Genomic DNA, 25,305 nt, shown 5'->3' with positions numbered 1-25,305 from the left:
CTTATAATGCTGGTGTCTGCGGAATACGTTGGAGGTTACGAAAAATGAGATTGCTTTTTGAAATGGACAAACATGACTATGATGAATGCACTCATTCTTTTTCCCGGCCGTCCGCACGGAGCATCATCATCCGGGACGGAAAAGTGGCCATGATCCACAGCATGAAATATGACTACTACAAATTCCCGGGCGGGGGAATTGAGCCCGGAGAAGATCCAGCGGAAGCGATGATCCGGGAAACCCGGGAGGAAACGGGACTGGTTGTGATTCCGGAAACGATCAAAGAATACGGATTGGTTCACAGGATCCAGAAGAGTGACAGCGATCCGACGGAAGTGTTTATCCAGGATAACTACTATTATCTCTGTGACGCGGAGGAGACAGTTGTGTCCCAGCATCTGGACGGGTATGAATCCAAAGAAGATTATCAGCTGGAATTTGTGGATCCCTACGCGGCCATTGAAAAGAACAGCAGGGATATCCACGGTCCCTATAACCCGATGATGTTCCAGCGAGAAGCCAAGGTGCTGAACATGCTTATTGCTGAGGGTCACCTTGGTTCGCGTCAGGACGATCAATGACAATGACGTCCATTTCCCGGGCCAGGGCTGGAAGGACTTTTTCCTCCAACCCTCCTGCTGAACCGGAATCCTTGGTTACCATCACATGGATATTAAAATGATCATACAGGGCGCCGTTCAGTTCCGGCGAGAAAGGTCCCTGCATGGCAATGATATGGGATGGATGAATGCCGGCAAGCTCACAGAACTCCAGCGCTGCCCGGGTAGGAAGCACCCGCACCCAGAGCCTTTCGACCGGAACGGCGGAGGCATAAGTACTCAACGTCTGGCTTCCGGTGGTCAGCAGGATGTTCCCGCCGGTTTCCGTCAGAAGATGCGCGGCATGCTCCGCGCTTTTCGCATGGCGGACAAGCGTGCTCCAGGAACCGGAAACGGAAGGGCGGGAAATCCGTTCATACGGGATATCAAGTTCCGTGCAGCAGGCTCGGATATTATCGGTGGCTTTGACTGCATAGGGGTGGGTTGCGTCAATGACGCGGCCGGGACGGAGCGTGCGTATAAACTCCAGCATCTCATTCCGGTCCAGCCGTCCTATATGACAGTTTGTACCGGGCGGCAGCAGGGATGCACCATATTCAGTCGCGACGCATACAAGGGCGTCTTTTTCTTTTTCCGCGGCCAGACGGCCTTCAGAGGTGCCTCCGAAGATCAGGGTAACTGCCATGAATATCACCTCCGGGATGATTGGTCAGACGTTTTCGGAACCGGAAAAGAAGCGACGGATTAATTCCGGCCTGTCTCCGAAATGCACATGGGCGAATGCGGCCAGTGTTTTTTCACGTTCATAACCGCAAATCCATTCGTTTTCAGGATTGGAAGCCTTCCGGATACGGTAGGCGAAAGACGCGTTTTCCAGGGGTTCGGCAAGGGCATGGTGGAATTCATGGGCGGGGAATACGAGACCGCTCTTTTCTTCCACGGTGACGTATCCAAAGCGCTGAAGGCGCTTTGTCATGCGGCAGCGCAAAGGCAGGAAACCGACCATGGGTACACCGTCGATTTCTTCGCCAAGGTACATCAGGCCGCCGCATTCCGCATAGCAGGGCAGTCCACCGGAAAGTGCATAGCGGATGCTCCGGAGCATCCCATGGTTTGCGGAAAGCCCGGAAGCAAAAACTTCCGGATAGCCGCCGCCGATATAGAGACCGTCCAGTCCGGAAGGCAGCTGCTGATCCCGGAGAGGGGAGAAAAACACCAGTTCCATACCGGCACGGGAAAGGGCGTCCAGGTTATCCTGATAATAAAAATGAAAGGCTTCGTCAAGCGCGACACCAAGACGGTAACCGGGGAAGGAAACCGCAGAGCCTGTTTCCGCTAATGCCGGAAGCGCGGGCGCCTGTCCGGCGAGGGAAAGCAGGAGGCTGGTATCCAGCGTTTGTTCCGCCAGGACAGCGGCTTCATCAATCCGCCTGAGCAGATCCGGGGTTTCCTCCGCAGGGATGAGGCCAAGGTGCCGGGAAGGCAGCTCCAGCTTCTGATCCCGGGTCAGGTATCCTGTGCAGGGGAGACCCGTGTAGTGTTCCACGGCGGTACGGATCAGATCATAATGGTGCTGACCGGAAACCCGGTTAACCAGAACACCTGCAATGCCGTTTTCTTCCTGTAAAGACTGGAAACCTTTGACGGTGGCGGCGACGCTGGCGGCCCCGCCTGAGGCGTCCACGGTCAGAATGGCCGGCGTTTTTGTTTTTTGGGCCAGTTCCCAGGTGGAACAGCGGAGAGTAACGGGATCCAGACCGTCATAGTACCCCATGACCCCTTCGATGATACTGATATCCGCGTCGTTGCGGAGAACCCGTTTCAGGGTTTTATCCGCCATGAGCCAGGAATCCAGATTATGGGAAGGCCGCCCGCAGACAACACGATGAAATCCGGGATCGATATAATCCGGACCGGTTTTGTAAGGCGCGACGGTTAAGCCCTGTCTGCGAAGAACGGACATAAGCAGCAGGGACGCGGTGGTTTTGCCGCAGCTGCTGCCTGTGCCGGCAATGAGTAATCTCATGAGCGCACCCCCGGAATGCCGTACAGCAATGCATTGACGATTGCCGCGGCAACATTGCTGCCGCCCCGGCGGCCCATTGCAACGATACAGGGTATACCGCTTGCCCAAAGCTTTTCCTTGACCTCAACCACGTTGACAAAGCCCACGGGAACGCCAATGACAGCGATATCCGCAGGCGGTGTGTCCAGATTCAGGAGCGGGAGCAGGAACGTGGGAGCATTGCCGCAGACAAATAGTTTGGGTCCCGGAAGCCGGAGGGCTTTTTCCATGCTGACCACGGCCCGGGTCAGGCCGCGGGATTTTGCCTCCCGCATGACTTCCTGATCCGACATATAGCACAGGGCCGAGACACCGAGTTTTGCCAGGGAGGGCTTGCTGATGCCTGTCAGGGCCATGTTTGTATCGGTGATGATGGTGGCGCCGGCGATAAGCATGTTCCGGATCAGCTCCACCACGCCCGGGGTAAAACGCATGTTTTCAGCAAAGCTGAAGTCCGCAGTGGTATGGATGACCCGTTTGACGATGGGTTTGATCTCTTCGGGCAGGGGAACAGTCAGCTCTGACTCAATGATCTCCATGCTGCGTTTTTCAATTCCGGCGGGATCCATGAACGTCACACCGTAATCTGTTTCATTCATCTGTATAGCCTCCGATCCTGTGTCCCTGTCCGTCCAGCATCATGGTATCCACCCGGAGAGCATTGCCGGTGCGGGCAGAGGCGTAACGGGACGCGCTGCGGCACAGGTTATTCCATACACTTTCATATCCGGCTTCACGGATGACGGGAATCAGCCCGTCCAGGGTGACGCTGTTCATTACGGTACGAAGCAGATCTATCGGCGCATCAAGGAGCGCGAGATGCGCGCAGAGTGTTTCCCGCCGTCCGTCTCCGTAACGGCTGTGAGTCTGCATGCTTCCGCCTGAAACCTTTACCAGTTTTCCGGGCTGCCCGGCCAGCAGGACACGGCGGAAACCCAGCTCTGCAGCACAATCCAGCGCGTCGCCGACAAAGTTGCTGATCTGGACACAGGTGCTTTCCGGCTGCAGCGCCTGCATGGCTTTCTCACCCTGGCTGCCGAATACAAGCGTGATCTCATCAAGGCCGGAGGTCCTGCGGAACTGCAGCTCTAGCCGGATGGTTTCCACCAGGGATTCCTCGCTCATGGGACGGACGATACCGGTGGTACCCAGGATGGACAGGCCGCCTTCAATACCCAGGCGGGGATTGAAGGTCTTCCGGGCCATTTCCTCTCCGCCGGTAATGCCTACGGTCACTTCTGCCGCCAGATCCGGCCAGACAGAGCGTACGGCATTCCGGATCATTTCCCGGGGAACCGGGTTGATGGCAGCTTCACCGATGGGCAGCTTCAAGCCCGGAAGAGTGATGACGCCGACCCCTTCGCCGGCACGGAAGTTGATTTCTCCCGGCGTATTCCCGACAGCAACCTCAGCCCAGACCTCGCATCCGCCGGTGATATCAGGATCGTCTCCCGCATCCTTGATCACAGCACAGCGGTACGGAGAGAGGGGACGGATTTCCGCCCTGTACTTCCGTCCTTCCGGTACGATGATCGAAACACAGGCGGGGCACTCGCCTTCCTTCTGCCAGAGGCAGGAGGCCAGTGCGCAGGCGGCGGCACAGCTTCCGGTGGTAAACCCTTCTCGTAACTGCTTCATCAGATTTCCCTCGTTCCGGCCAGGGCCAGGGTGATTCCTTCCGCGGCTGTTTTGCCGACCAGCAGGCTGCCGCCGGCCAGCACAGCGGCGCGTTCACACACATTATCCACTCCGGTGGTTTTTTCCACAAAGTCCGAATGAGCAAAGATACCCGGAACCGCGCGAAGCTCATCCGCGGAATAAACCTGAAGGGGAAGACTGTACCTGCTGCAGAAACGCACCAATGCCGGTTCATGCTGCTTGAGATCAATGGTGGCGACAGCCCGGAGGGCGAGCAGGGATACGCTGTTTTCCTTCAGGAAGCTCAGAACTTTCTCCTCAAAGGCATCCGGATCGATATCCCTCCGGCAGCCGGCACCGAGCACGAGCGTCCGGGGACGGAGCCAGAGCGTGACAGGGAAGGGCGGATCGATCTGCCTTTCGGTAATCGCCACGCCGACAGCGTGGCCAGCCAGCATAGCGGAGGAAACGGATTTGATCGCTTCCGGATTCTCAATGGCACAGTCATGCTCCACAGCCCAGGTATCCGCCGCAGTTATGCCCCGCAGGTCTGTGGCTGTGGTGATGACAGGCACGGCTCCCGTTTTCAGGGCGATTTCCCCGGCGAGCATATTGGCACCGCCGATATGTCCCGAAAGGAGGGAAATCACATGTTTTCCGGCTTCATCCATGACAAGGACAGCCGGATCGGTGGTCTTGTCCCGGAGCAGCGGCGCGACCGCGCGTACGGCGATTCCACACGCGCCGATAAACAGCAGCGCATCAGAATCGTCAAAATACTTCCGGGCCCACTCCATGACCGGGATTCCCCGATCCACGGGGAATCCGAGCTGCTGCTGCCAGGACTGGCCCCGGTCTGTAAAGGCAATTGCGTGAATGATCATGGTCTGGATGCATCCTCCGTATTTGGAGATTCACTTTTGCGGTACTCATGTGAAAAGGAAGGATCATACAGCTTCGAGCGTTCCACGGTGCCTTCCAGGAACCGGCCGACCAGTACGAGTGCTGTTTTCCGTATATGGGCAGCTTTGTCCGGCAAGTCAGACAGGGTGCCGTGGACTATCTCCTGATCCGGCCAGGAGGCCTTGTAAACAACGGCAGCAGGGGTGTCAGGCGCATATCCGCCGGTAATCAGTTCCGCACAGAGCTCCCTCAGCATACCAACGCTGAGGAAAAAGGCCATGGTTGCCTGATGGGCTGCAAGCGCAGGAACATTTTCCTGCTCCGGAACCGCGGTCCTGCCCGCCCGCCGGCTGACGATGACTGTCTGGCTGACGCCCGGAAGGGTCAGTTCACTTTTCAGCGCGGCTGCGGCCGCGTTCAGGGAGCTGACACCGGGGACGACTTCATAGGACAGACCTTCCTGGTCCAGCAGATCCATCTGTTCGCGGACAGCACCATAAAAGGAAGGATCACCGGTGTGAAGCCGGACGACGGTATCATCATCCCGATGGGCTTTGATCGCGGAAATCACCTGCTCCAGCGTCATGGTAGCGCTGTTCAGCTTCTCACAGTTCCCGGGGCAGTAATCAAGGAGCTCCGGATTTACGAGGGAACCGGCATAAATGACCAGACTTGCCTTCTGCAAAAGCCGCATACCCCGCAGGGTGATCAGGTCCGCCGCACCGGGACCCGCGCCGATAAAATAAATCATATTTCTCCTTTTATTCCCCGCAAAGATCTGCGGAGAAAACAAAAACAGGATTTTGTGCGCGAAGCATATGGTAATCGCCCAACAACTCCGCGCGGGAAACAGCAATCTGAACCGCAGAGAAGTTCTTCTTTTCCCGGAGAAGATCAAAGAACTCCCGGACGCTCTCCAGCGTCACGGCTGTTCCGCACAGCCGTACCGGAGTATCCAGCTTCTCAAGCAGGGAAAGAATTTCAGCTGCATGTCCGCCGGTGCCGCCCAGGAAAACATGGGTGGGCGCCGGCAGGTTCTTCAGCGCTTCCGGAGCACTGCCCGCGACAATCTCCGCATTTTGGAGATGGAAATGCCGGATGTTTTCTTCTGTCAGTTTCAAGGCATCCGGATCACGTTCCACAGCGAAAACCCGACCGAAAGGACACTGAAGCGCACACTCCACGGTGACGCTTCCTGTTCCGGAACCGATATCCCAGACAACCGCATCCGGAGTAAGATCCAGTTCCGCGGCAATCTGGGCGCGGATTTCTTTTTTAGTCATGGGCGTTTTTCCGCGTATAAACGCGTCATCCGGCAGCGCAAAAGCGCGGGGAGCCCATCCTGCATCGTTGTTTTCGATCAGGGCAACGGAAAGAGAATCGTATTCCCGGTCTTCCCAGGGACCGATGCATTCATCCGGATAGGAGATCCTTTCCCCAACTGTTATATCGGCATTTTCCAGGCCGCCGTCACACAGTGACTGCCTGATCCAGCAAGGGTTATGCTCCGCATCCAGAAGCAGCAGCGTCATCCGGCTGGTACGGACAGTATGACACAGTGCGGATGGGGTCAGCTGCTTTCCGTGAGCGGAGAGGATCCGGGCCTGCTGCCAGGGAATACCGAGTTTTGCACAGAAGGCCTGGAGGCTGCTGACGCCCGGGAGGACACGCAGCGCTTCCCGGCCAAAGCGCTCCGTCAGGATGGGAAGCATGCTGTACAGACCGGCGTCTCCCGACAGCAGAACAGCTATGCGAAGTCCTTCCTCACGAAGGGCTTCCATGTCTTCCAGCGCTTTGGAAAAAGGAGTCAGGGGACGGCATACCGCCGGGTTACGAACCAGGTTTTGGGTCCGTTCCGCACAAAAGACGGCGTCAGCCTCATCCAGCGTCCTGCGGGCCTGTACAGTCAGGAAATCCTCACTTCCCGGGCCTGCGCTTACCACATCAATCCAGTTCATCAGCATCCCTCACGATCTTCAATCCCTGTGATTTGGCAAAAGAGATCAGTTCCGTATTCATCCGGTTCAGCGAACCTTCCGGCGTACCTGCATCCAACAGGACGCCGCAGTTCACCAAAAGCTGTCGGGCGGTTTCGAAATGTTCTGAAGTCATTTCTCCGAAACCGGGAACGATGACAGTATCCCGGGCCAGCGCGCAAGCAACATCTGTCTCCCGGTCATGCCCGAAGAGGATACCTGCGGCAAAGGGAATACCTTTCTTCTGGAGTTTCCGGTAATGCGGAATACCAAAGCCCCCGCCGCCCATGACAAAGACGCGGGGATTGCCTTCCGGCTTCTTCAGTTCCAGACTGCCGCGGCCGGTCAGATAGCTGCCCCGGTCCAGGTTATACAGATCAGCTATGACTTCATCCCGGAATAATTCTTCTGGTTTGCCGTATTTCCAGACGGTGTCGCCCTTGACACCCATCACATAATCGGAGATTTTTTCCGCCAGATCGATTTCATGCATGGACAGGAGCACCGTGACATTCTTCTCACGGGAAACTTCCAGCAGAATATCCAGCAGGTCAATTTTATGGCGGATATCCAGGAAAGAGGTAGGCTCGTCCAGCACCAGGATTTCCGGTTCCTGACAGAGGGCCCGAGCCATCAGCACCCGCTGGCGCTGACCATCACTGATCCGGGAGAAATCCCGATCGGCAATGGCGTCCACCTGCAGCTTTGCCAGCATCTGATGCACGATTTCCCGGTCTGCTTCGGACAGGCGGCCGAATTGTCCGGTGTAGGGGTAGCGACCCATGGCGGCTACTTCAAAGCAGGTCATCATTTCCGGACGAACGCGGTCTGTCAGAAGAACCGAGAGCTTTTCAGCCAGGCGGTTGTGGGAATAGCGGGACATCGGCTGTCCGTCGATTATGACGGTACCCGCGATTGCGGCAAGCTGTGCGGCAACAGTTTTCAGAATGGTTGATTTTCCGGCACCGTTGGGTCCGATCAGCGTGAGAACAGAACCTGCCGGAAGATCAAAAGAGATATCCCGGATCAGCGGCTGTCCCTGGTAACCAACCGTCAGCGCCCTGGCACTGAATGCATAATGATCAGCCATTTTCTTTCCCCCTTTGCCGGTTCAGCATCAGCGCGATAACAACCGGTGCTCCGAACACAGCTGTGACTGTGCTGATCTGCAGTTCAGAAGGTGAAAACGCTGTACGGGCAATCAGATCGCATCCCATGCAGAATACGCTTCCGAAGAGGAAGGATCCGGGAATGATGACCGCAGGTTTGGAGGTGCCGAAGAGCAGGCGCGTGATATGGGGAACAGCCACGCCGACAAAGGAGATGGGGCCTGCCAGGGCGGTGACCACTGCGGAAAGCAGACTGGAAAGAGCAATCAGGGCAATCCTGAAGGCACGGATATTGACTCCCATGCTGCGCGCGTAGTTTTCTCCCAGCTGGTAGGCTGTCATCGGTTTGGAAAGGAAAACAGCACCTGCAACGCACAGGAAAATGACAACAGACGAAAACCCCAGGTTCCGCCAGGAAACGGCGGAGAAGCTGCCCTGGCTCCAGGAATGGAGATTGGCGATGCCGGCTTCATCCGCGAAGGTGACCAGGAAATTGGTTACCGCGGTGCAGATGCTGCCGATCATGATACCGGTGATCAGCAGGGCTGCCATGGAACGGACGCGGCCGGCAAAAAGGAGCACGAAGCCGGTGACGATCAGGGATCCCAGGAAAGAAGCCGCCATGATGGTCCAGTAAGGAGCGTCCGTCGAAGCCCGGATGACGAATACCATGACTGCTCCGACCAGCATTTTTGCGCCGTTTGAGATACCCAGCACATAGGGACCTGCAATGGGATTGCGGAAGAAGCTCTGGAGCAGGAAACCGGATACGCTGAGGGCACCGCCCAGCAGCGCAGCTGCCAGCAGGCGGGGCAGACGAATCTTCCAGATTACGTCAGCTGCCTTGCTGCCTTCGCCGCTGCCCGCAAAAAGAATTCGGAGGACTTCTTTCGGGGCGATTGCGATACTGCCGGTGCAGGCATTCAGCGCACCCATGATGACAAAGGTCACCACGAGCAGCGCAAAAATGATCCCGAAACGCAGCGTCTGTTTTTTCCGCATCATTTATTCCTTTCCGTATATCCCCTGGGAGTTACCATCCTGCCGTCGATGACACGGGTCTGGCTGTTGCCGATAAAAACTGTGGTAAACATATCCGCCTGATAATCCTGAAGCTCTTTCAGGGTCATGAGGCAAAAGGATTCTTCCGGACGGGCAATATTCCGGGCCGCACCACAGACTGTTTCCGGCGAAGCGTGGCGGAGAATGATTTTACAGGCCCTGCTCAGGTGATCCTTGCGTTTCATGCTTGCCGGATTATACAGGGCAATGCACAGATCTCCCGCAGCGGCATGATCCAGCCGCTTTTCAATTGTTTCCCAAGGCGTCAGCAGGTCGGAAAGGCTGATGACCGCGAAATCATGCCCCAGGGGTGCGCCGAGGAGCGCGGCGCCGCTCAGCGCGGCGGTGACACCCGGAACGACGTTGATTTCAAGTCCGGATCCTTCCGCCAGTTCGCACAGAAGTCCGGCCATGCCATATACACCCGCATCGCCGCTGCAGACCATGGCGGCACGCTTTCCGCCCAGTGCTTCAGCAATCAGCAGGCGGCACCGCTCTGTTTCACCACGCATGGGTGTGGAGATGAACTCTTTGTCAGGAAAAAGCGGGCGGATCAGGTCAATATATCCCTGATAACCCGCAATTACTTCCGCATGGCGGAGTGTTTCTGCCGCACGCAGCGTCATTTCATCCGCCGCACCCGGCCCGATTCCAACCACATACAATTCGCCCATTGACTACTCCTTATTGAACCGGCGTCAGGAAGACCATCTCTCCGCTTTCTCCGGTAAGCATCCTGTGCACATCGGTGATAAATGCTCCTACATGGTCTGTTGCCTGATACAGTTCTTTGCCGGCACACCAGACGTTTCCCTCTTTGACGGCTTTGAAACCAGCCAGGAGATCATTGAGAGCAATCAACTCATCGACAGAGCGGACGGGTTCGCTGATATCCGCGTTATAGATCAGGAAATCCGCGTCTCCGGCCATTGCGTAGAAATCCTCCATGCTGACGGAGACAGACGCATGACCCTGTTCAACCGCCTTCATATCTGCCATGGCATAGTTTCCACCTGCAAGAGCGATCATGCGGGGAATATAGTCCGCAGGGGAGCGGACGACGGCTTCACCATGGACGTTGATATAAAAGAAAGCGACGCTCAGGCCGGTATCCTGATACTCCTGAAGCGCTTCCACCTGTTCGGCAAAATATGCTTCCGCCTCTTTTTCCCTGCCCGTCAGTACACCGTACAGCTTAATCCATTCCGTTCTTCCCAGCGGATGGGATTCGTAGCTGGAACGATCCACAAAAACCGGAATGCCAAGCATTTCCAGCAGCTCCATGACCTTCGGCGCATGGCTGATCATGGTGGATTCAATGGCCAGGCCGCAGTCTTCCTTGACCAGCATTTCATAATCCGGCGTGTCATATTTTCCGGCAAAGAGGATCTTTCCGGCCGCCATGGCTTCAGCCGCATGCGGAACAAACCAGCTTTCCTGCCGGAGACTGGAGAACCGGATGAGATCCAGCGCATCCAGCGCGTCAAACAGGGACATGGCCGAGGTGGCGGCAAGGTAGATGTTTTCCGGCTTTTGATCCAGCACGGTAACGGACGGATCCAGCCCTTCCGGAACAGTCATTTCCCGGGGAACCACAAGGTATTTCCCGCCATCCCGGACATCGATCAGGGAATAACCGCCACGGAACCGGCTGACAGTAAAGCCTTCCGCATACTGCAGAGGCAGGTCAGATTCCCATTCGAGCCCGGGAACAACCTGATCCGCCAGGGCATTGACACGGATGTAAAGGGTATAGCTGATCTCGTGCGGCGTGCTCATGGCCGTTGTGCACGCCAGGATGTCAAAGGACCGGTTGACAGGTGCGGGAATCACGGCGGTGGAAGTGCTGTCATCACAGACAGTGGGATAGGTTTCATCGCCCACTTTGACATACTCATAGTGGGGACTGCTGAATACCACTGTCGCAAGAATTTCTTCCCCAGATACCCGGATGTCCGGACAGGTGATAGTAACCCTGCCGGTTCCGCCGGTGAAGGTGAAATCATCCGGGGTATACAGTTCCCCCGCAGAGGCTGCCGAAACGCAGATAAGCAGGATCAGCAACGGGATCAGTATTTTTTTCAGCATATCTTTTCTGTCTTATTCCTTGTCGTCTTCTTCGATGGGGAGAGGATCACTGACGATAACCTTGTGATCATACCATTTTCCCTTGGTGCCGATCAGGGCGAGGTCAAATTCTTCCTCCAGCACGGGAACCGGTACATCAAAGCCGAAGACTTCCTCCGTGATGCCGTCCGGATAGGTGACCTGATCCAGTGTGGGCTCCAGCAGGACAGCGCCTTCTTCACGCGCATCCTTGGCCAGGCCCGGGAACAGATTCAGGATTTTTTTGGAGATCAGGGTAATGTGAAGCGTCATTGTGCCGTTCTCGACGGTCAGCGTACCCCGGCCGTTACAGGTTTCATTGACCCGGAACATGCTGGAATCGGTGGAGAAAAGAACAGAATAGACGCCGTCAGGCAATGCGGCTTCGGCCTGTTGTGCTTCGGCAAAACAGCTGGACACAGAAAAAATGATCAGCAGGACAGAGAGTACCAGGGACAGGGCAGGATGCTTCATCGCTTTCCGCCTCCTTTACAGGTGCAGGATGATTGAAAAAAGGTTCAGTCTCCCGGGCGGTTGCCGGGAGACTGAACCGGCATGGATTTTACTTGTTGATTACAGCGGCGGTATGGGCAACATACAGATCCTGGATGGCAGGAATCCGGCCCAGGCCTGCGATCTGGCAGTCGATGGCTTCAAAGGCATCGGCGGCAGTGAACAGGCTCAGCCAGCTGTCCTCGTCCTCACCGGCCATGTCGTTGTTGGCGTGATCGCCGGCAACAACCATGAGGGGCCGCAGGATAACCTTGGTATAACCGGCTTCCTTCAGCGCTTCAATCACGGCTTCGCAGGCGGTTTCTTCCGGCTCGCCTTCAACAGTACCGATAAAGACGTTGGCATAGCCCAGCTGATCCATCTGGGTCTGCATCTGGCTGTAGCTGATCTTTGCGGTGTGGGAAGTGCCGTGGCCCATGAAGACGAAAGCAACGCCTTCAGCAGCGGCGGCATCCGCACTGTCAAAGCCGGCATCTGCCACGGCAGCGGCGGTGACAGCCTTGGCAACCGCTTCCTTGTCAGCGTTGATCACGGAAGCGTCGGCGCCAACTTCGCCCAGCAGCGGTTCGGCTACAGCGATGGATTCGAATTTATCCTGATACTGTTCCACAGTTTCCATCAGTTCGTCGTATTCAGCGCCGTGCATCAGGTGGGTGGGCTGGATGACCAGGGTTTTAACACCGTTGGCAACAGCACGATCCAGAGCCTGCAGGACGTTATCGATTTTCTCGCCATCCCTGGCCTGGACGTGGTTGATAATAATCTGGGCAGTGAAAGCGCGGCGCACGGACCAGTCGGGATTCGCTTCCTGAAGCGCTTTTTCGATGGCGCCGATATCCTTGGCGCGGCTGTCGTTGAAGGAGGTTCCGAAGCTGACAACGAGCAGCTCCTTCTCACCGATTTCATCAGTGTTCAGCGGGTTGTCCAGGGAGGCGTCGCCTGTATCACGGCCGAAATAATCGGGATCGGCTTCTTCACCTTCCACCAGTTCTTTCTGAGCATCGGTCAGTGCGTCCCAGGCTTCCCTGGCGGCCTGGATCTGGGCATCGGTTTCCTCGGTCCATTCCTGTACGTAAATGGCATCGATCAGGGCAGCAGCGTTGTCAGCAGCGGCCTTGTCGGCATCTTCCGCGAAGGCGGCGGCTGCCGTGCAGAGCATCATCAGTGCGGTCAGGATTGCGAGCATCTTCTTCATAGTATGACCCTCCAGTATTATTGTTTTCTGAAAATGATATGCATCATCTGAAAACGCGCCTCCTTCCGATCAGAAGAGAGACGCGCATATACAAACAAAACCAGTCCGGAGAGAACTCCTCCCGGTTCAATGCGACCATCATTCTCCCTTGCCCAAGAATTCTGCGTCATTGACAGATACGGCAGGTCTCCTGGCTGTGGATGCGGCCTGATCGACCAGACGGATACGCCTTCTCGGGAGCCGGCCCAATGGCATTTGTACCCATCGCTCATCCAATACAGTAATGGCTGTTGCTCCGGCTTTTCACCGGATTCCCTTTTCACCAGAACCCTTCATGGAAATGAAGCTTCTGACACCGTGTCTGCATATTCATTTTTCAGTTTATTATAACACAATACAGATAAGGAAACATATACATTATTGCACGTTTTGCAACAAGTTTTGTACCGGATGAAAGTTTATGCCATTGCCGGAAAGACACGGATGCTTATTTTTCCGGGCAGGAGTATTCTACTGTTTATTTCATGAGAGAAAATGCTGAATTCAACATCGTCCTGTGGTACTATATCAGCGGACGAATTAACGGCCGTTCACAGATGAGAATGCGTAACAGAACAGGAATGGAAATGAAGATCTATTTTGCACCCATGGAGGGAATGACAGACGGGATCCTGCGCTCCGTTCATCAGAAGATGTTCGGGGGCGTGGATGTATACTGCCTGCCCTTTCACAAACTGACACAAACCATGTCGCTGCTGACACGGGAGAAAAGGGACATTGATCCGGAGGAAAACAAAGGATTGAATGTGCTGCCCCAGGCACTGACGAGGGATCCGGAACAGCTGCTGGCCTGGCTGGAATACGTCAAAGGACTTGGATATTCCTGCGCGGACCTGAACCTGGGATGCCCGTCCGCAACGGTGACAAAACGGGGAAGGGGAAGCGGGATGCTGCGGGATCCGGCTTCCCTGGAATCATTCCTGGACAGTGTGTTTTCTAAAACGCTTCCGACAGGATTGTCCGTCAAGACCCGGATCGGATATGAACAGCCGGAGGAATGGGGGCGGATCCTGGATATCCTGGCGAAGTATCCGTTTGACCATGTGACGATCCATGTGCGGACGATGAAGGAACTGTATACGGAGGCACTTCATCCTGAAGCATTCGAGGAAGCAGTGCGGAAAGGAGTTTCCCATCCTGTCTATAACGGAAGCCTGCGGACGACGGAGGACGTGTCAGCTTTGCAGGCACGCTGTCCGGAAACGGAGGCTGTGATGATCGGCCGCGGTTTGCTGGCTAATCCGGCCCTGGCCCGGCAGCTGCGGGGCGGGGCGGAAGCAAGCAAAGATGAACTGGCCGCCTGGTATGCCGCTCTTTATGAAGGCTGGGAACAAAGATTCGATCCGGTGACAGCATTGGGGAGAATCAAAAAGTTGATGGAGTGGCCGAGCGAGGGCGATATCCGGCGCAAACGCCTGTTAAAACGGGCCAGGGACATCGACGGATGCATCCGGGCGATGCTGGATGAAGAGTGATTTACAGGAGAGAAGAAAACGATGATTGTACTGGTGGTTGACGTTCAGAAGGGCATAACCGATGAGAGGCTGTATGCCTTTAACACCTTTATTGACAGGACAACACGGCTGATTAAAGCCGCCAGGGAAAACGGGACTGAGGTGGTTTATTTCCAGCATGACGACGGCCCCGGAACCGGTTTCTCCATCGGAGACGAAGCCTTTGAAATCGCCGGGCAGGTCACCCCGGAAAAGGGAGAGAAGGTCTTTATCAAGACAATCAACAGCTGCTTCGGGAACAAGGAATTCGCAGAATATATGGAGCAGCAGAAAGACAATCGCCTGATGATCATCGGCCTGCAGACGAACTTCTGCATTGACGCTACGGTGAAATCCGCTTTTGAAAGAGGATACCGGGTGATCATTCCCGAAGGAACCAACTCCACCTTTGGAAATGACTACATGAGCGGAGAAAACACCTGCCGGTACTACAACGAGTTTATGTGGCCGGGACGGTTTGCGGAATGTGTATCCTTTGATGAAGCGATCGGAATGATCAAAAAGTGAACAAAACCTCGGATCCTGATGGATCCGGGGTTTTCATTGTAAAACAGGTTATCCTTTGACAGCACCGGCCATCATGCCTTTGACCAGCTTGTCCTGGAAGATGATGAACATCACAACGGTAGGCAGGGCCGACAGTGTCAGCACTGTCAGGATCAGCGGCGTATCCTGGGAATGTTCTCCCTTGAAAGCACCAAGCGCCAGGGGAAGGGTTTTCACACGGATATCATTCAGGAAGGTGTTCGCAAAAGCAAATTCATTCCACATGCCGACCGCATTATAGATTGCCAGGGTGGACAATCCGGCTTTTGAAAGGGGCAGGATTATCCGGAAGAACATATTGTATTTGTTGCATCCGTCAATTCTGGCTGCTTCCTCCATTTCGAACGGGACTTGACAGCTAATTCAAATTAGCCTATAATCTGGCTAATTCGAATTAGCCTAAACTGAAGGAGGATTTATGGATACCAAAAGCAGGATCCTGGATGAGGCGCTGACACTTTTTTCTGAGAAGGGTTATGCCAATGTGTTTGTCAGCGAAATTGCAGAGCGGGTCGGAATCAAAGCCCCGTCGCTGTACAAACATTATGAGAGCAAACAGGCCATATTTGACGCGCTCATCAGGGAAATGAACAGCAAGTTCCTGAAACAAGCCGGTGCCCTTCATATCCAGGGCGATGACGCTGCACAGGACGCGGCGATCTATAAAGGCCTTTCCGAAGAGCAACTGATTCAGCTCGGAAAGGATCTGTTTCATTATTTTCTTTACGACGACTATGCCAGGAAATTCCGGAAGATGCTTACGATGGCAGCATATCACGATAAAGAGCTTTCGGAAGCCTATATGAAGCATTATGTGGATGATCCCCTGTCATACCAGGGCATGCTCCTGGGGCTGATGGTCCAGGAGGGCGTCCTTCACACGGAAGATGTGGAAATCATGACGCTGCATTTTTACGCACCTATTTATATGCTGCTTACAGCCTGTGACCGTGATCCTGACCGGGCAGAAAGCGCAGTCGGAATCCTTGAAAAGCATATCCGCCAGTTCAACAGGCTGTATGGAAGAAAAACAGATTAACCGAAAAACAGGGGAGAAAAGCATTATGAAAATTGTCCTGATCCACGGCCAGAACCATAAAGGCAGCACTTACCATATTGGCAGGATGATCGCGGAAAAAATCAGCGGCGGGGAGAATCCGGCGGAGTTTTTTCTTCCCCGGGATCTGAATCATTTCTGTACCGGTTGTTACGCATGCGTGGAAGAAGTGGAAAAATGCCCGTTTTACGAGGAAAAGAACAGGATTATGGCGGAGGTTGAAACCGCTGATGTACTGATATTTACAACGCCTACCTACGCCCTGAGGGAATCCGCCCCCATGAAGAGTTTCATTGACCTGACATTCAATTACTGGATGTCGCACAGACCGAGAAAATGTATGTTCAGCAAAAAGGCCGTCGTTGTTTCGACGGCTGCGGGAACCGGCGCGAAGAAAGCTGTGAAGTATGTAGCAAACGTTTTGTTCTACTGGGGTGTTCCACATGTATGGACATACGGAATCAGCGTCCAGGCGATGAACTGGAACGGGGTCAAAGAAAAGAAAAAGAGAAAAATCGAAAAACAGACAGCCAGAATTGCGGACAACGTGGTGAAGAAGACGGCTAAAGCAGGCTTAAAAACAAAAGCCGTATTCATGCTGATGCGAATGCTGCAGAAGGCGGATCTTGCCTCGGGCGAGCCAGACAAAGCGTATTGGGAGAAGAACGGCTGGCTGAGCAAAGATCGGCCCTGGAGATAAAAACTGTATATCGGAGACTTTACCGAATAAACCAGATTATATGAATTATGGATATCCGGCAGCTGTGCCGGATTGACGGGAGGCAAGTATGAACAGAACAGTATCCATGGCCGGTGCGGCAATTACAACAGTCACTGTTTTTCTTTTTGCGGTATGCATTCTCTGCGATTTTATCTTCGGCTCCTATATTGTCTGCATGTTCCTGCCCATTGGCTATATGATGATGGCGGCAGGGCTGCATCATGAATGCGGGGAGAAGACAAAGGTTTCTGCCAATATCGGTATGATCCTTGCAGGGGTCTATGCCGTGCTGATCCTGCTGGTCTACTTTGCACAGACCACTACGGTCCGGACAGAGATCCTGACTGACCAGGCATCCCGGATTTTGAATTACCAGCGGGGCGGCCTGCTGTTTAACTATGACCTGCTGGGTTACGGCATGATGGCGCTTTCCACTTTCTTTATCGGCCTGGCTATGAAGGCGGAAAATAAACCGGACCGGTGGCTGAAACGGCTGCTTATGACCCACGGAATCTTTTTCCCAGGCTGCTTTTTCATGCCCATGACCGGGATGTTTACTTCCATGGCGGAAGGCAGGAGCGGAAACGGCGGTTATATCGCGCTGCTGTTCTGGTGTCTTTACTTCATTCCGATCGGAGTTCTTGCTTGGAGGCATTTCAGCAGCCGTGAGACATGACGGAAAAGCGATGCACTGAAGCATGAAACGATCCCGGGAACAAAGCGTTCCCGGGATTTTGAATGATTTTCGGACGTTATTTCTATGCGATGTTTTTCGTGAGGGAGCGACAGATTTGGAGAAGGGGGCGGCCAGGGGATTATGGCTGTCAGCGGTTCAGCAGGGAACGGTAATCGGAGGGGGTAATGCCCTCATATTTCCGGAAGGCCCGGTTGATGGTCAGGGGAGAGGCATAACCGACGAGATCGCAGATTTCTTTCAGGGTCGCATCCGGCCGCTCCGACATGATCTCTTTGGCAAGACGGAGCCGCTCCCGGTGAATATAATCCAGCAGGTTTTCACCAGAGGCTTTCTTAAACCGCTTGGAGAAGTAGGAAGGACTCATGTCAAAATGATCGGCAATGACGGAGATGGAAAGGGAAGGATCGGTGATGTTGGCGTTGACATAATCCACAAACTGCAGGTCCTTTGTGCCGGAGGACAGGTCCTTTTCCCCTGAAGCGCCGGAGGCGAGGGAGGAAAGGGCAGACCGGATCCGGGCCAGCATGCTGTCCAGGTTGGGCACCGTCCTGAGCGAATGGATATCAAAAGCATGACGCACACTGTCCTCCACGCCGGAGGGCAGGTCGCCCAGGGAGGAGGCCATCAGGTTTACAACGCCCAACAGGCGGATCCTGCCTTCCTCGGGGGAGCATTTACGGAGCGAAAGGGCATCCACGACCTCCGGCCAGGTGGATGCGGCGGAGAGATAATCACCGGTGGACAGGTTGCGGCAAAGCTTTTTCTCTTTTTCCAGCAGTTCCGGGAAGGACAGGGTGTCACTGGCTGCGGCGGGAATCTGGTCATAACGGCAGACGGAGACGTCCGTACCGATCAGTTCCATATAATCCGCTGCCTCCCGGCATTCGCGGAAGCAGGTGGTGATGGAAACGACGCCGCTGTGCAGGCTGCTGACGGCTGCGGTCAGGATAACGCCGAAGGTGTCGCGGAAAAAGTCCCGGACCTGCATAACGTTGGTGAGCGTGTCCTTCCAGATCTGCTCCTCGGGCAGGGAATCCGGCAGGGAAACGATGCAGGCAACATTTTCCTCAACCTCCACCGCGTAGCGGGTGCTGCCGTTATCCGCCAGACGGTCAATGGCAGTGCGGATGATCTCATCCAGGCGGCTGAGGGCTTCCGCGTTCTGCATCAGCAGGGGAGACTGATCCTCCCGCCGGACATCCTCCACGGCGTAGAGCACGACCAGGAAGCGTTTGCCCACAAAACGGATGCCGTTGTTCTCTGTATGGCGGAGGATGATCTCCTCCTTCCGAACGTTGCCGAAAAGAATGCCCTGCAGCAGCTGGGTGCGGACCCGTTCCTGCAGGCGCTCGTTCTCCAGGTTGGAGGTGGCGTGGTTCTGCAGGATGACTGAAATGGCCTCGGACATCATCTCATATTCATTCCGGTTCGCCGCGTGCACGGCTTCGGCACCGGAACGGCTGAGGCTGGAAAGCAGTGAGGCGTTGAGCTTTTCAATCGGGGAATACTGCCTCCGGGTGAAATAGCGGATCAGGAACCAGCCGAAAATCGCGAAAAGCAGCGCACAGACCAGGTATCCGAAGAAGAGGGACAGGGTCTGGCGCAGGAAGCGGTCTTTCGGTGTTTCGGTTTTCAGCTGGAAATTAATTTTGGTGCTGTTGCCGATGGGCAGGAGCATCTCCTGCATGGTGCCGCTTTCGGGGGGAACGGAGGAGGCGGAAAGCATGGCGCCGTTTTCACCGACCAGGGTATGATACAGGCCGCCGTTTTCGGAAAATTCATCCATCAGGCGGACAGCGGTTTCACTCCGGAACTCGGTGACTACAATGACGTCCGAGATGCCGCCATGGGAGGACAGGCGATTGGCAATCAGGATATGGGGCTTGTTGTCCAGGTCCCCCGTAATGAGCGTTACGATTTCCTTGGGAACGGAGGCCAGGAAGGATTTCCAGGCCGGGAGGGACATACCCAGCCGATCCTTGAGCATATAAGCCGCATTATAGTTATAATAGACACTGCGGGGATCCATCATGGTGCCGCTGCGGAGGAAACAGAGATAGATGGACTGGATATATTCGGAAGTGACGGTGGCTTTGGGAAGCTGCTTCTGCAGATCCCGCAGGAGCAGGATATCAGAGGTGGAGAAGGAATCCGGATTGACCAGGGAAAGCTGCCTGGTGTTTTCGGAAATCAGCAGGCGGGTATTGGTGGACTGGATTTCCTCCACATAAGCAGAAAACACCCGGGAAAGTTCAGTGGAAGTGGATTCCACATGACGGGCGTTTTCCTTCTGCAGCTGCAGCACTGCGGTGGTTGTCATCAGGACGGTCAGGATGAGGGGCAGGAGCAATACGATCAGATAAGAGTATAATATTGTTTTGGCAACGGGACCTTTTTTCCAAAAGAAAAGCTTCCCACGGTTCTCCTGATCTTTCATATTGACTTCTCCTGCCTTCAAAGTAGGATCAGTTTAGCGGTTTCAGGGACCTTTGTCAATTGACCCAGGACTGATTCTGATAGACAGGAAAAAGATGATAGATGGACGGAAAGGGCAAAAAACGACCTTTTTGTGCAGATTTTGACAGGCGGGAAAAATCTGATGGTTGCGGGGCGGAAAGGATCGTATATAAAATGCAGCCAGACAAAGCGAACGGGCCGGCCGAGTGCGGACGTCCGCAAAAACCACATAATTCAGAAAGGTGAGGTGCACAAACAATGGCCAAAAAACTCATTGCCCTGGTTCTCGGAATCATGATGCTGATGACCGTCGCGGTCAGCGGCGTCGCGGAGGAAAAAAGTGACCTGCATATCGCGGACGACGTGACGCTGCGGTTCTTCTTTGACCTGGACCTGGCGGCAAACGTTCCCGGAATGCAGAACTATAACGACAGCGACGCGTATAAGTGGCTGGAGGAACAGACGGGCATCCATATTGAATGGATCCATCCCGCCAGCGGCACAAGCCGTGAAGCTTTCAACCTGCTCTTCGCGTCCGATGACATGCCGGACCTGATCTACAACTCCATCCCCAACGGTTTCGTTTATCCCTCCGGCCATGACATGGCCATTGCGGACGGCGTGTACGCAAACCTGAAGGATTATGAAGATCTGATGCCCAACTACATGGCCATCGTCAATTCCAACGAAATCCTGAAGCGGGAATCCGTGACAGACGAAGGAAACCGCTGGTGCTTCTTCTATATTTATAAGGACGGTCGCGGCCCGAACTTCGGACCGACCATCCGTAAGGACTTCCTGGACAAGGTCGGTATGGACCTGCCCGAAACCTATGATGACTGGCATGAAGTGCTGACCGCCTTCAAAGAGCAGCTGGGCATTGAAATACCGCTGTATGTGAATAAGGACACCTTCATGTGGTACAGCGAATTTGCCGCGGGTTACGGCGTCACCAAGGACTGGTCCCTGAACACCGAGGGCAAGGTCATTTACGGACCCTGCGAGGACGGCTACGGCGAATACCTGGACATGATGCAGCAGTGGTACAAGGAAGGCCTGATCGACCAGAGCTTCTCCGTGCATGACGGCCGCTGGCCTGAAAACGACCTGCTGCTGAACGACAAGGTCGGCGCCTTCCCGGTTTACACCTCCTGGACCGGCCATGACTACTACGCCAAGCAGGGCGCCACGAATCCTGACTTCAACCTGGTCGGTACCAAGATCCCGGTGAAGGAGGGCGGAGAAGCCCATTACCGGATGCCCGACATGCTGACGAACACCTACTGCATCGCGGTCAACGCGCAGAGCAAGCACCTGGAAGAAGCCATCAAATGGATGGATGCCCAGTACAGCGAGGAAGTTGCTTTCGTGATGAACTACGGTGTGACGGAAGGCAAGGAAGACGGTTCCTACTACTTCGATGACAACGGTCCCCACTGGGGCGGACTGATCACCAACAACCCCGACGGACTGACCCAGGGCCAGGCCCGCCAGCGCTACACCACCAACAACGCGCCTTATGAGGATTACAACCGCGTGATGGGCACGTGGACAGACATCCAGCGTGAGACCCAGGCCCGCCTGATGGAAAGCGACTACTCCGCCTATATCTCCGACTCCATTACCATGACGGAAGCCGAACAGGAAGAGTTCAGCGATATCATGGGCGATATCACCACCTACGCGACGGAGTTCACGGTCAACTACGTCATGGGCAACGCCAGCCAGACCTTTGACGAATTCCGTGCCCAGCTGAAGTCGATGAACATCGACCGGGCGATTGAGCTCAAGCAGGCTGCTGTGGATCGTTTCAACGCGAGATAATTTTCGCAGCGTGTTTCTCCGGGGCCGCGGTCTGCGCACCGCAGCCCCGGTTTTTCCAAAGACCCGGGGATGATTTTTGCAAGGAACGGGGAGAATGCCTGTGGAAATAACCGCCAGGAAAAAGCCTTTCAGACAGCGGCTCCGGCGGGATATGCGGGAGAACTGGGTGGTTTACCTGCTGCTGCTGCCGGTGATCATCTGGTACATTATCTTCTGCTATCTGCCGATGTTCGGTATTGTGATGGCTTTCGAAAACTTCAAATTCGCGAAGGGCCTTTTCGGCAGCGCATGGGTTGGATTCAAGAATTTCCAGAAATTCTTTTCCAGCTATTATTTCTGGCGCCTGCTGCGGAACACCCTGACGCTGAGTATCAAGGACCTGATTATTGCTTTTCCGGCGCCGATTATCTTTGCATTGATGCTCAATGAGCTGCGCAGCCGGAAATTCAAGAAGTCGATCCAGACGATTTCCTACCTGCCGTATTTCATCTCGATGGTGGTGGTCTGCGGTATGGTGAAGACCTTTACGGAATCAACGGGGGTATTCAGCCAGATCAGCCAGGCACTGGGCGGGCCCAAGGAACTGATTTCCAACCCGGGATCCTTCCACGGGATCATGATTACCAGCGGCATCTGGCAGGGCCTGGGATACGGCAGCGTGGTTTATATTTCCGCCCTGACGGCGGTTGACCATGAGCTGTATGACTCGGCGAAGCTGGACGGCGCAAACCGCTGGCAGCAGACGCTGCACGTTACCATCCCGGGTATTATGCCCACCATTATTATCATGCTGATCATGCGGGTCGGACACCTGATGAGCGTCAACTACCAGAAGATTATCCTGCTCTACAGCCCGGCCACCTATGAGACAGCTGACACCATTTCCACCTTTGTCTACCGCAAAGGCCTGCTGGACGGGGACTACGCCTATGCCGCGGCGGTTGACCTGTTCAACTCGGTGATCAACACGATCCTGCTGGTGACGGTCAACTGGATCAGCCGCCGCAAATCGGAAACCAGCCTGTTCTGAGGAGGTGGGAAGAAAATGATCAAACGGACAAGGGGCGAAAAAATCTTCGCCGTATTCAATGTGATCCTTCTCAGCCTGATTGGGCTGGCCTGCCTGATTCCGGTCTGGCACTGCCTCTGCGCGTCCATCAGTGACCCGATTACGGTTTCAAAAACCCGGGGCCTGATCCTGTGGCCAAAGGGCGGGGTGACCACGATCGGCTATGTGAAATCCCTGCAGAACGAGAGCCTGCTGCGGGGCTATGTCAACACGATCCTGTACGTGATCCTGGGCACGGGCTTCGGGGTCCTGATGTCCATCTTTGCCGGATACGGCCTGAGCCGGAACCTGCTGTTCGGCGGGGCGATCGCGCTGTTCCTGACCTTCACGATGATGTTCAACGGCGGAATCATCCCGACCTATATGGTGGTCCGGTCCCTGGGCATGCTGGACACCCGCGCGGCCATTGTCCTTCCGACAGCGCTGTCGGTGTTCAATATTATGATTACGCGAACCTCGTTCAAGAGTATACCGGAAGGTCTGATGGACGCGGCGAGAATTGACGGGGCCGGCCATATCCGGATCCTGGTTTCCGTGGTGATTCCGGTTTCCAAGGCGATTATCGCGGTGATTACGCTCTTCAGCGCGGTCCAGATCTGGAACAGCTGGTTCCATACAGCCATCTACGTCCGGAAACGCGAGCTGTATCCGCTGCAGATTGTGCTGCGTGAGATTGTGCTGCAGAATACGTCCCAGGCATCGGATGCCGGGGAAGCCACCAGCGAGTTGAACCAGCTCCACGCAATTATCCGCTACTGTGTGATTATGCTGTCCATTATCCCGATGCTGTTCCTGTATCCGTTCATCCAAAAGTACTTTGTGACCGGGGTTATGATCGGATCCATCAAGGGATGAGCTGAACAGGAGAAAAGAATGAGTGAAAGAATAACAACAGTCAACCTGCATACCCATACCCGCAGATGCAAACATGCCAGGGGAATTCCGGCCGACTACGCAAAGGCCGCGGAGGAGAAGGGAATCCGGGTCCTTGGCATGACGGACCATACGCCGTTTCCGGATGACCGGGTGATCATGATCCGGATGGGCATCGCGGAGCTGAATGATTATATCCGCGAAGTCCGGGAAGCCCAGGCGGCGTATCCGAAACTGAAGATCCTGCTGGGACTGGAATGCGAATATTTTCCGGAGTTTGACGATTTTTACCGGATGCTCCGGGAAGAAAAGAAAATGGACTACCTGATCGGCAGCGTGCATTTTTACATGTACAAGGGGAAACCCAAGGGCTTCTGGAACGGCTTCGTCATGGACCGGGAGGCGCTGCAGAGCTACGCGGACGCCTATACCCAGATGCTGGAGAGCGGCCATTTCTTCTTCGGCGCACATCCGGATCTTTTCGGGGCGGCCATCGATACCTGGAACGAGGACTGCGAGGAAACGGCGGAAAGGATCTGCGAGACGGCGGCACGGCTGAAAATGCCGCTGGAGATTAACGTCAGCGGATGGCTGAAGCAGGAGCAGGACGCGAACAAGCACGGTTATATTTCCGCGGAGAAAGCCATTGCGGATGGAATTTCCTGCCCGCGGCCGTATCCGCTGGATGAATTCTGGCGGGTGGCAGCCAGGCATGGAGTCCAGGCAGTGATTAACTCCGATGCCCATGATCCGGAGGTCCTGACAAAGTATATGGAGCTCGGGTACGACATGGCCGAGCGGAACGGGGTTGAGATCATCTACCCCTTCGGAAAATGAGAGCCAGGGTTTACAACCTCCTTTTTTTACAGGGAGCCTGCCGGAAGGCAGGCTCTTTTGTATTATGTAATACAGATACTCAGATATAAGAAAAAAAGCCCGGAAGACGGGCTTTATTGCTGTATAACTGAATTATGATTGCGAGGATTTCGCTGTGGTGATGGAGGAAACAAGCATACGGCGGAGTTCCATGCACTGGTTATATAAATCCTTGAATGAGAACTCATCAATACTGTCTGTTTCCTTCAGGAGATTCAACCAGTAATCGCACTCGTTATACTCTTTCAGGGCAATCTCCAACTTCGCAATGAAGTCACGTTTACCTTGAGCAAACTGAGCTTCATGAATGTTGGCTCCAACGGATGTACCGCAACGGAGCAGCTGGTTTGTAAGTGCGGATTCAATGTGATTTTCGTGCATGGCGCGAGTGGCCAGGATGACGGATTTTGCGAAGGAGGCTGATTTGTCACGGAGCGGGCTGGGCTTCATGGGTGGTACCTCCAGTTGGATCAGTGAGGAGTGA

The 25,305-nt window shown here is 54.9% G+C and carries 26 protein-coding genes and 1 riboswitch; of the genes, 10 read left to right on the top strand and 16 right to left on the bottom strand.

What is annotated here, in order from left to right:
* Nucleotides 1-44: 44 nt before the first annotated feature.
* Nucleotides 45-581 (top strand): NUDIX domain-containing protein, encoded by a 537-nt coding sequence (locus JRC49_05660; protein QTE72301.1) that lies wholly within the window; start codon nt 45-47, stop codon nt 579-581.
* Here the strand turns inward: JRC49_05660 and cobK are convergent.
* The 13 genes from cobK to JRC49_05595 form a co-directional block, all read right to left on the bottom strand.
* Nucleotides 538-1,245, bottom strand: coding sequence for a precorrin-6A reductase (gene cobK / locus JRC49_05655; protein QTE72300.1), 708 nt, complete (start codon nt 1,243-1,245; stop codon nt 538-540). The genes JRC49_05660 and cobK overlap by 44 nt on opposite strands.
* A gap of 24 nt (nt 1,246-1,269) precedes the next feature.
* Complete coding sequence (locus tag JRC49_05650) at nt 1,270-2,586, bottom strand: cobyrinate a,c-diamide synthase (GenBank protein QTE72299.1); 1,317 nt, start codon at nt 2,584-2,586, stop codon at nt 1,270-1,272.
* The gene (locus JRC49_05645) at nt 2,583-3,194 is read right to left on the bottom strand and encodes a precorrin-8X methylmutase (GenBank protein ID QTE72805.1); all 612 of its coding nucleotides are present in this window, start codon (nt 3,192-3,194) and stop codon (nt 2,583-2,585) included. Before JRC49_05645 ends, JRC49_05650 begins: the two co-directional genes overlap by 4 nt.
* Before the next feature lie 22 nt (nt 3,195-3,216).
* On the bottom strand, nt 3,217-4,263 hold the full coding sequence (gene cbiD / locus JRC49_05640; protein QTE72298.1) for a cobalamin biosynthesis protein CbiD: 1,047 nt from the start codon (nt 4,261-4,263) through the stop codon (nt 3,217-3,219).
* Entirely contained in the window at nt 4,263-5,147 is an 885-nt protein-coding gene (locus JRC49_05635) for a cobalt-precorrin 5A hydrolase (protein ID QTE72297.1), read from the bottom strand. The genes cbiD and JRC49_05635 overlap by 1 nt, the downstream gene beginning before the upstream one ends.
* Nucleotides 5,144-5,917 (bottom strand): precorrin-4 C(11)-methyltransferase, encoded by a 774-nt coding sequence (cobM, locus tag JRC49_05630; protein ID QTE72296.1) that lies wholly within the window; start codon nt 5,915-5,917, stop codon nt 5,144-5,146. Before cobM ends, JRC49_05635 begins: the two co-directional genes overlap by 4 nt.
* 10 nt (nt 5,918-5,927) lie before the next feature.
* Nucleotides 5,928-7,124: a precorrin-6y C5,15-methyltransferase (decarboxylating) subunit CbiE gene (gene cbiE / locus JRC49_05625; GenBank protein ID QTE72295.1), complete on the bottom strand. Its 1,197-nt coding sequence runs from the start codon at nt 7,122-7,124 to the stop codon at nt 5,928-5,930.
* Nucleotides 7,111-8,232, bottom strand: a complete 1,122-nt coding sequence (locus JRC49_05620) for an ABC transporter ATP-binding protein (protein ID QTE72294.1) — start codon at nt 8,230-8,232, stop codon at nt 7,111-7,113. Before JRC49_05620 ends, cbiE begins: the two co-directional genes overlap by 14 nt.
* Nucleotides 8,225-9,256 (bottom strand): iron ABC transporter permease, encoded by a 1,032-nt coding sequence (locus JRC49_05615; protein ID QTE72293.1) that lies wholly within the window; start codon nt 9,254-9,256, stop codon nt 8,225-8,227. Before JRC49_05615 ends, JRC49_05620 begins: the two co-directional genes overlap by 8 nt.
* Nucleotides 9,253-9,987 (bottom strand): precorrin-3B C(17)-methyltransferase, encoded by a 735-nt coding sequence (cobJ, locus tag JRC49_05610; GenBank protein QTE72292.1) that lies wholly within the window; start codon nt 9,985-9,987, stop codon nt 9,253-9,255. Before cobJ ends, JRC49_05615 begins: the two co-directional genes overlap by 4 nt.
* 10 nt (nt 9,988-9,997) lie before the next feature.
* Nucleotides 9,998-11,401 (bottom strand): ABC transporter substrate-binding protein, encoded by a 1,404-nt coding sequence (locus JRC49_05605; GenBank protein QTE72291.1) that lies wholly within the window; start codon nt 11,399-11,401, stop codon nt 9,998-10,000.
* Between the two features lie 12 nt (nt 11,402-11,413).
* Nucleotides 11,414-11,893 carry a hypothetical protein gene (locus JRC49_05600; GenBank protein QTE72290.1) on the bottom strand — a complete coding sequence of 160 codons (480 nt, stop codon included), beginning with the start codon at nt 11,891-11,893 and terminating at the stop codon, nt 11,414-11,416.
* An 88-nt stretch (nt 11,894-11,981) separates the two neighbouring features.
* A complete protein-coding gene (locus JRC49_05595) occupies nt 11,982-13,127 on the bottom strand; it encodes a sirohydrochlorin cobaltochelatase (protein QTE72289.1) in 1,146 nt (381 codons plus the stop codon).
* Between the two features lie 162 nt (nt 13,128-13,289).
* Nucleotides 13,290-13,502: riboswitch (cobalamin riboswitch) on the bottom strand.
* Between the two features lie 149 nt (nt 13,503-13,651).
* On the opposite strand from JRC49_05595, the gene JRC49_05590 reads away from it, so the two are divergent.
* Nucleotides 13,652-14,662: a tRNA-dihydrouridine synthase family protein gene (locus JRC49_05590; protein QTE72288.1), complete on the top strand. Its 1,011-nt coding sequence runs from the start codon at nt 13,652-13,654 to the stop codon at nt 14,660-14,662.
* A 21-nt stretch (nt 14,663-14,683) separates the two neighbouring features.
* Complete coding sequence (locus JRC49_05585) at nt 14,684-15,208, top strand: isochorismatase family protein (protein QTE72287.1); 525 nt, start codon at nt 14,684-14,686, stop codon at nt 15,206-15,208.
* Nucleotides 15,209-15,256: 48 nt separating this feature from the next.
* Here the strand turns inward: JRC49_05585 and JRC49_05580 are convergent, their stop codons facing one another.
* Nucleotides 15,257-15,586, bottom strand: a complete 330-nt coding sequence (locus JRC49_05580; GenBank protein ID QTE72286.1) for a carbohydrate ABC transporter permease — start codon at nt 15,584-15,586, stop codon at nt 15,257-15,259.
* A gap of 79 nt (nt 15,587-15,665) precedes the next feature.
* On the opposite strand from JRC49_05580, the gene JRC49_05575 reads away from it, so the two are divergent.
* The 3 genes from JRC49_05575 to JRC49_05565 all read left to right on the top strand — a co-directional run bounded on the left by JRC49_05575 (nt 15,666) and on the right by JRC49_05565 (nt 17,701).
* Nucleotides 15,666-16,286, top strand: coding sequence for a TetR/AcrR family transcriptional regulator (locus JRC49_05575; protein ID QTE72285.1), 621 nt, complete (start codon nt 15,666-15,668; stop codon nt 16,284-16,286).
* 25 nt (nt 16,287-16,311) lie between these two features.
* Nucleotides 16,312-17,004 carry an NAD(P)H-dependent oxidoreductase gene (locus JRC49_05570; GenBank protein ID QTE72284.1) on the top strand — a complete coding sequence of 231 codons (693 nt, stop codon included), beginning with the start codon at nt 16,312-16,314 and terminating at the stop codon, nt 17,002-17,004.
* Between the two features lie 196 nt (nt 17,005-17,200).
* Nucleotides 17,201-17,701, top strand: coding sequence for a hypothetical protein (locus tag JRC49_05565; protein ID QTE72804.1), 501 nt, complete (start codon nt 17,201-17,203; stop codon nt 17,699-17,701).
* Between the two features lie 148 nt (nt 17,702-17,849).
* Here the strand turns inward: JRC49_05565 and JRC49_05560 are convergent, their stop codons facing one another.
* Nucleotides 17,850-20,159 (bottom strand): helix-turn-helix transcriptional regulator, encoded by a 2,310-nt coding sequence (locus JRC49_05560; protein QTE72283.1) that lies wholly within the window; start codon nt 20,157-20,159, stop codon nt 17,850-17,852.
* A gap of 278 nt (nt 20,160-20,437) precedes the next feature.
* On the opposite strand from JRC49_05560, the gene JRC49_05555 reads away from it, so the two are divergent.
* The 4 genes from JRC49_05555 to JRC49_05540 all read left to right on the top strand — a co-directional run bounded on the left by JRC49_05555 (nt 20,438) and on the right by JRC49_05540 (nt 24,782).
* Entirely contained in the window at nt 20,438-22,003 is a 1,566-nt protein-coding gene (locus tag JRC49_05555) for an extracellular solute-binding protein (GenBank protein QTE72282.1), read from the top strand.
* Between the two features lie 94 nt (nt 22,004-22,097).
* Nucleotides 22,098-23,033, top strand: coding sequence for a sugar ABC transporter permease (locus JRC49_05550; protein ID QTE72281.1), 936 nt, complete (start codon nt 22,098-22,100; stop codon nt 23,031-23,033).
* A gap of 15 nt (nt 23,034-23,048) precedes the next feature.
* On the top strand, nt 23,049-23,927 hold the full coding sequence (locus tag JRC49_05545) for a carbohydrate ABC transporter permease (protein ID QTE72280.1): 879 nt from the start codon (nt 23,049-23,051) through the stop codon (nt 23,925-23,927).
* 18 nt (nt 23,928-23,945) lie between these two features.
* Nucleotides 23,946-24,782, top strand: a complete 837-nt coding sequence (locus JRC49_05540) for a histidinol-phosphatase (GenBank protein ID QTE72279.1) — start codon at nt 23,946-23,948, stop codon at nt 24,780-24,782.
* Between the two features lie 132 nt (nt 24,783-24,914).
* Here the strand turns inward: JRC49_05540 and JRC49_05535 are convergent, their stop codons facing one another.
* On the bottom strand, nt 24,915-25,271 hold the full coding sequence (locus tag JRC49_05535; GenBank protein QTE72278.1) for a four helix bundle protein: 357 nt from the start codon (nt 25,269-25,271) through the stop codon (nt 24,915-24,917).
* Nucleotides 25,272-25,305: the final 34 nt, after the last annotated feature.

This window comes from Clostridiales bacterium FE2011 (genome assembly GCA_017569305.1).
Taxonomy (GTDB): Bacteria; Bacillota; Clostridia; order Christensenellales; family Aristaeellaceae; genus Aristaeella.
This window is presented reverse-complemented; position numbering and strand designations above follow the sequence as displayed.

What these genes read in the sequence shown, in the direction of transcription:
- JRC49_05650 (QTE72299.1), bottom strand. Translation starts at nt 2,586, where the DNA reads ATGAGATTACTCATTGCCGGCACAGGCAGCAGCTGCGGCAAAACCACC.
- JRC49_05615 (QTE72293.1), bottom strand. Translation starts at nt 9,256, where the DNA reads ATGATGCGGAAAAAACAGACGCTGCGTTTCGGGATCATTTTTGCGCTG.
- JRC49_05550 (QTE72281.1), top strand. Translation starts at nt 22,098, where the DNA reads ATGCCTGTGGAAATAACCGCCAGGAAAAAGCCTTTCAGACAGCGGCTC.
- cbiE (QTE72295.1), bottom strand. Translation starts at nt 7,124, where the DNA reads ATGAACTGGATTGATGTGGTAAGCGCAGGCCCGGGAAGTGAGGATTTC.
- JRC49_05560 (QTE72283.1), bottom strand. Translation starts at nt 20,159, where the DNA reads ATGAAAGATCAGGAGAACCGTGGGAAGCTTTTCTTTTGGAAAAAAGGT.
- JRC49_05575 (QTE72285.1), top strand. Translation starts at nt 15,666, where the DNA reads ATGGATACCAAAAGCAGGATCCTGGATGAGGCGCTGACACTTTTTTCT.
- JRC49_05645 (QTE72805.1), bottom strand. Translation starts at nt 3,194, where the DNA reads ATGGATCCCGCCGGAATTGAAAAACGCAGCATGGAGATCATTGAGTCA.
- JRC49_05660 (QTE72301.1), top strand. Translation starts at nt 45, where the DNA reads ATGAGATTGCTTTTTGAAATGGACAAACATGACTATGATGAATGCACT.
- JRC49_05545 (QTE72280.1), top strand. Translation starts at nt 23,049, where the DNA reads ATGATCAAACGGACAAGGGGCGAAAAAATCTTCGCCGTATTCAATGTG.
- JRC49_05620 (QTE72294.1), bottom strand. Translation starts at nt 8,232, where the DNA reads ATGGCTGATCATTATGCATTCAGTGCCAGGGCGCTGACGGTTGGTTAC.
- cobM (QTE72296.1), bottom strand. Translation starts at nt 5,917, where the DNA reads ATGATTTATTTTATCGGCGCGGGTCCCGGTGCGGCGGACCTGATCACC.
- cbiD (QTE72298.1), bottom strand. Translation starts at nt 4,263, where the DNA reads ATGAAGCAGTTACGAGAAGGGTTTACCACCGGAAGCTGTGCCGCCGCC.
- JRC49_05590 (QTE72288.1), top strand. Translation starts at nt 13,652, where the DNA reads ATGAGAGAAAATGCTGAATTCAACATCGTCCTGTGGTACTATATCAGC.
- JRC49_05585 (QTE72287.1), top strand. Translation starts at nt 14,684, where the DNA reads ATGATTGTACTGGTGGTTGACGTTCAGAAGGGCATAACCGATGAGAGG.
- JRC49_05555 (QTE72282.1), top strand. Translation starts at nt 20,438, where the DNA reads ATGGCCAAAAAACTCATTGCCCTGGTTCTCGGAATCATGATGCTGATG.
- JRC49_05540 (QTE72279.1), top strand. Translation starts at nt 23,946, where the DNA reads ATGAGTGAAAGAATAACAACAGTCAACCTGCATACCCATACCCGCAGA.
- JRC49_05600 (QTE72290.1), bottom strand. Translation starts at nt 11,893, where the DNA reads ATGAAGCATCCTGCCCTGTCCCTGGTACTCTCTGTCCTGCTGATCATT.
- JRC49_05595 (QTE72289.1), bottom strand. Translation starts at nt 13,127, where the DNA reads ATGAAGAAGATGCTCGCAATCCTGACCGCACTGATGATGCTCTGCACG.
- JRC49_05580 (QTE72286.1), bottom strand. Translation starts at nt 15,586, where the DNA reads ATGGAGGAAGCAGCCAGAATTGACGGATGCAACAAATACAATATGTTC.
- cobJ (QTE72292.1), bottom strand. Translation starts at nt 9,987, where the DNA reads ATGGGCGAATTGTATGTGGTTGGAATCGGGCCGGGTGCGGCGGATGAA.
- JRC49_05535 (QTE72278.1), bottom strand. Translation starts at nt 25,271, where the DNA reads ATGAAGCCCAGCCCGCTCCGTGACAAATCAGCCTCCTTCGCAAAATCC.
- JRC49_05570 (QTE72284.1), top strand. Translation starts at nt 16,312, where the DNA reads ATGAAAATTGTCCTGATCCACGGCCAGAACCATAAAGGCAGCACTTAC.
- JRC49_05635 (QTE72297.1), bottom strand. Translation starts at nt 5,147, where the DNA reads ATGATCATTCACGCAATTGCCTTTACAGACCGGGGCCAGTCCTGGCAG.
- cobK (QTE72300.1), bottom strand. Translation starts at nt 1,245, where the DNA reads ATGGCAGTTACCCTGATCTTCGGAGGCACCTCTGAAGGCCGTCTGGCC.
- JRC49_05605 (QTE72291.1), bottom strand. Translation starts at nt 11,401, where the DNA reads ATGCTGAAAAAAATACTGATCCCGTTGCTGATCCTGCTTATCTGCGTT.
- JRC49_05565 (QTE72804.1), top strand. Translation starts at nt 17,201, where the DNA reads ATGTTCCTGCCCATTGGCTATATGATGATGGCGGCAGGGCTGCATCAT.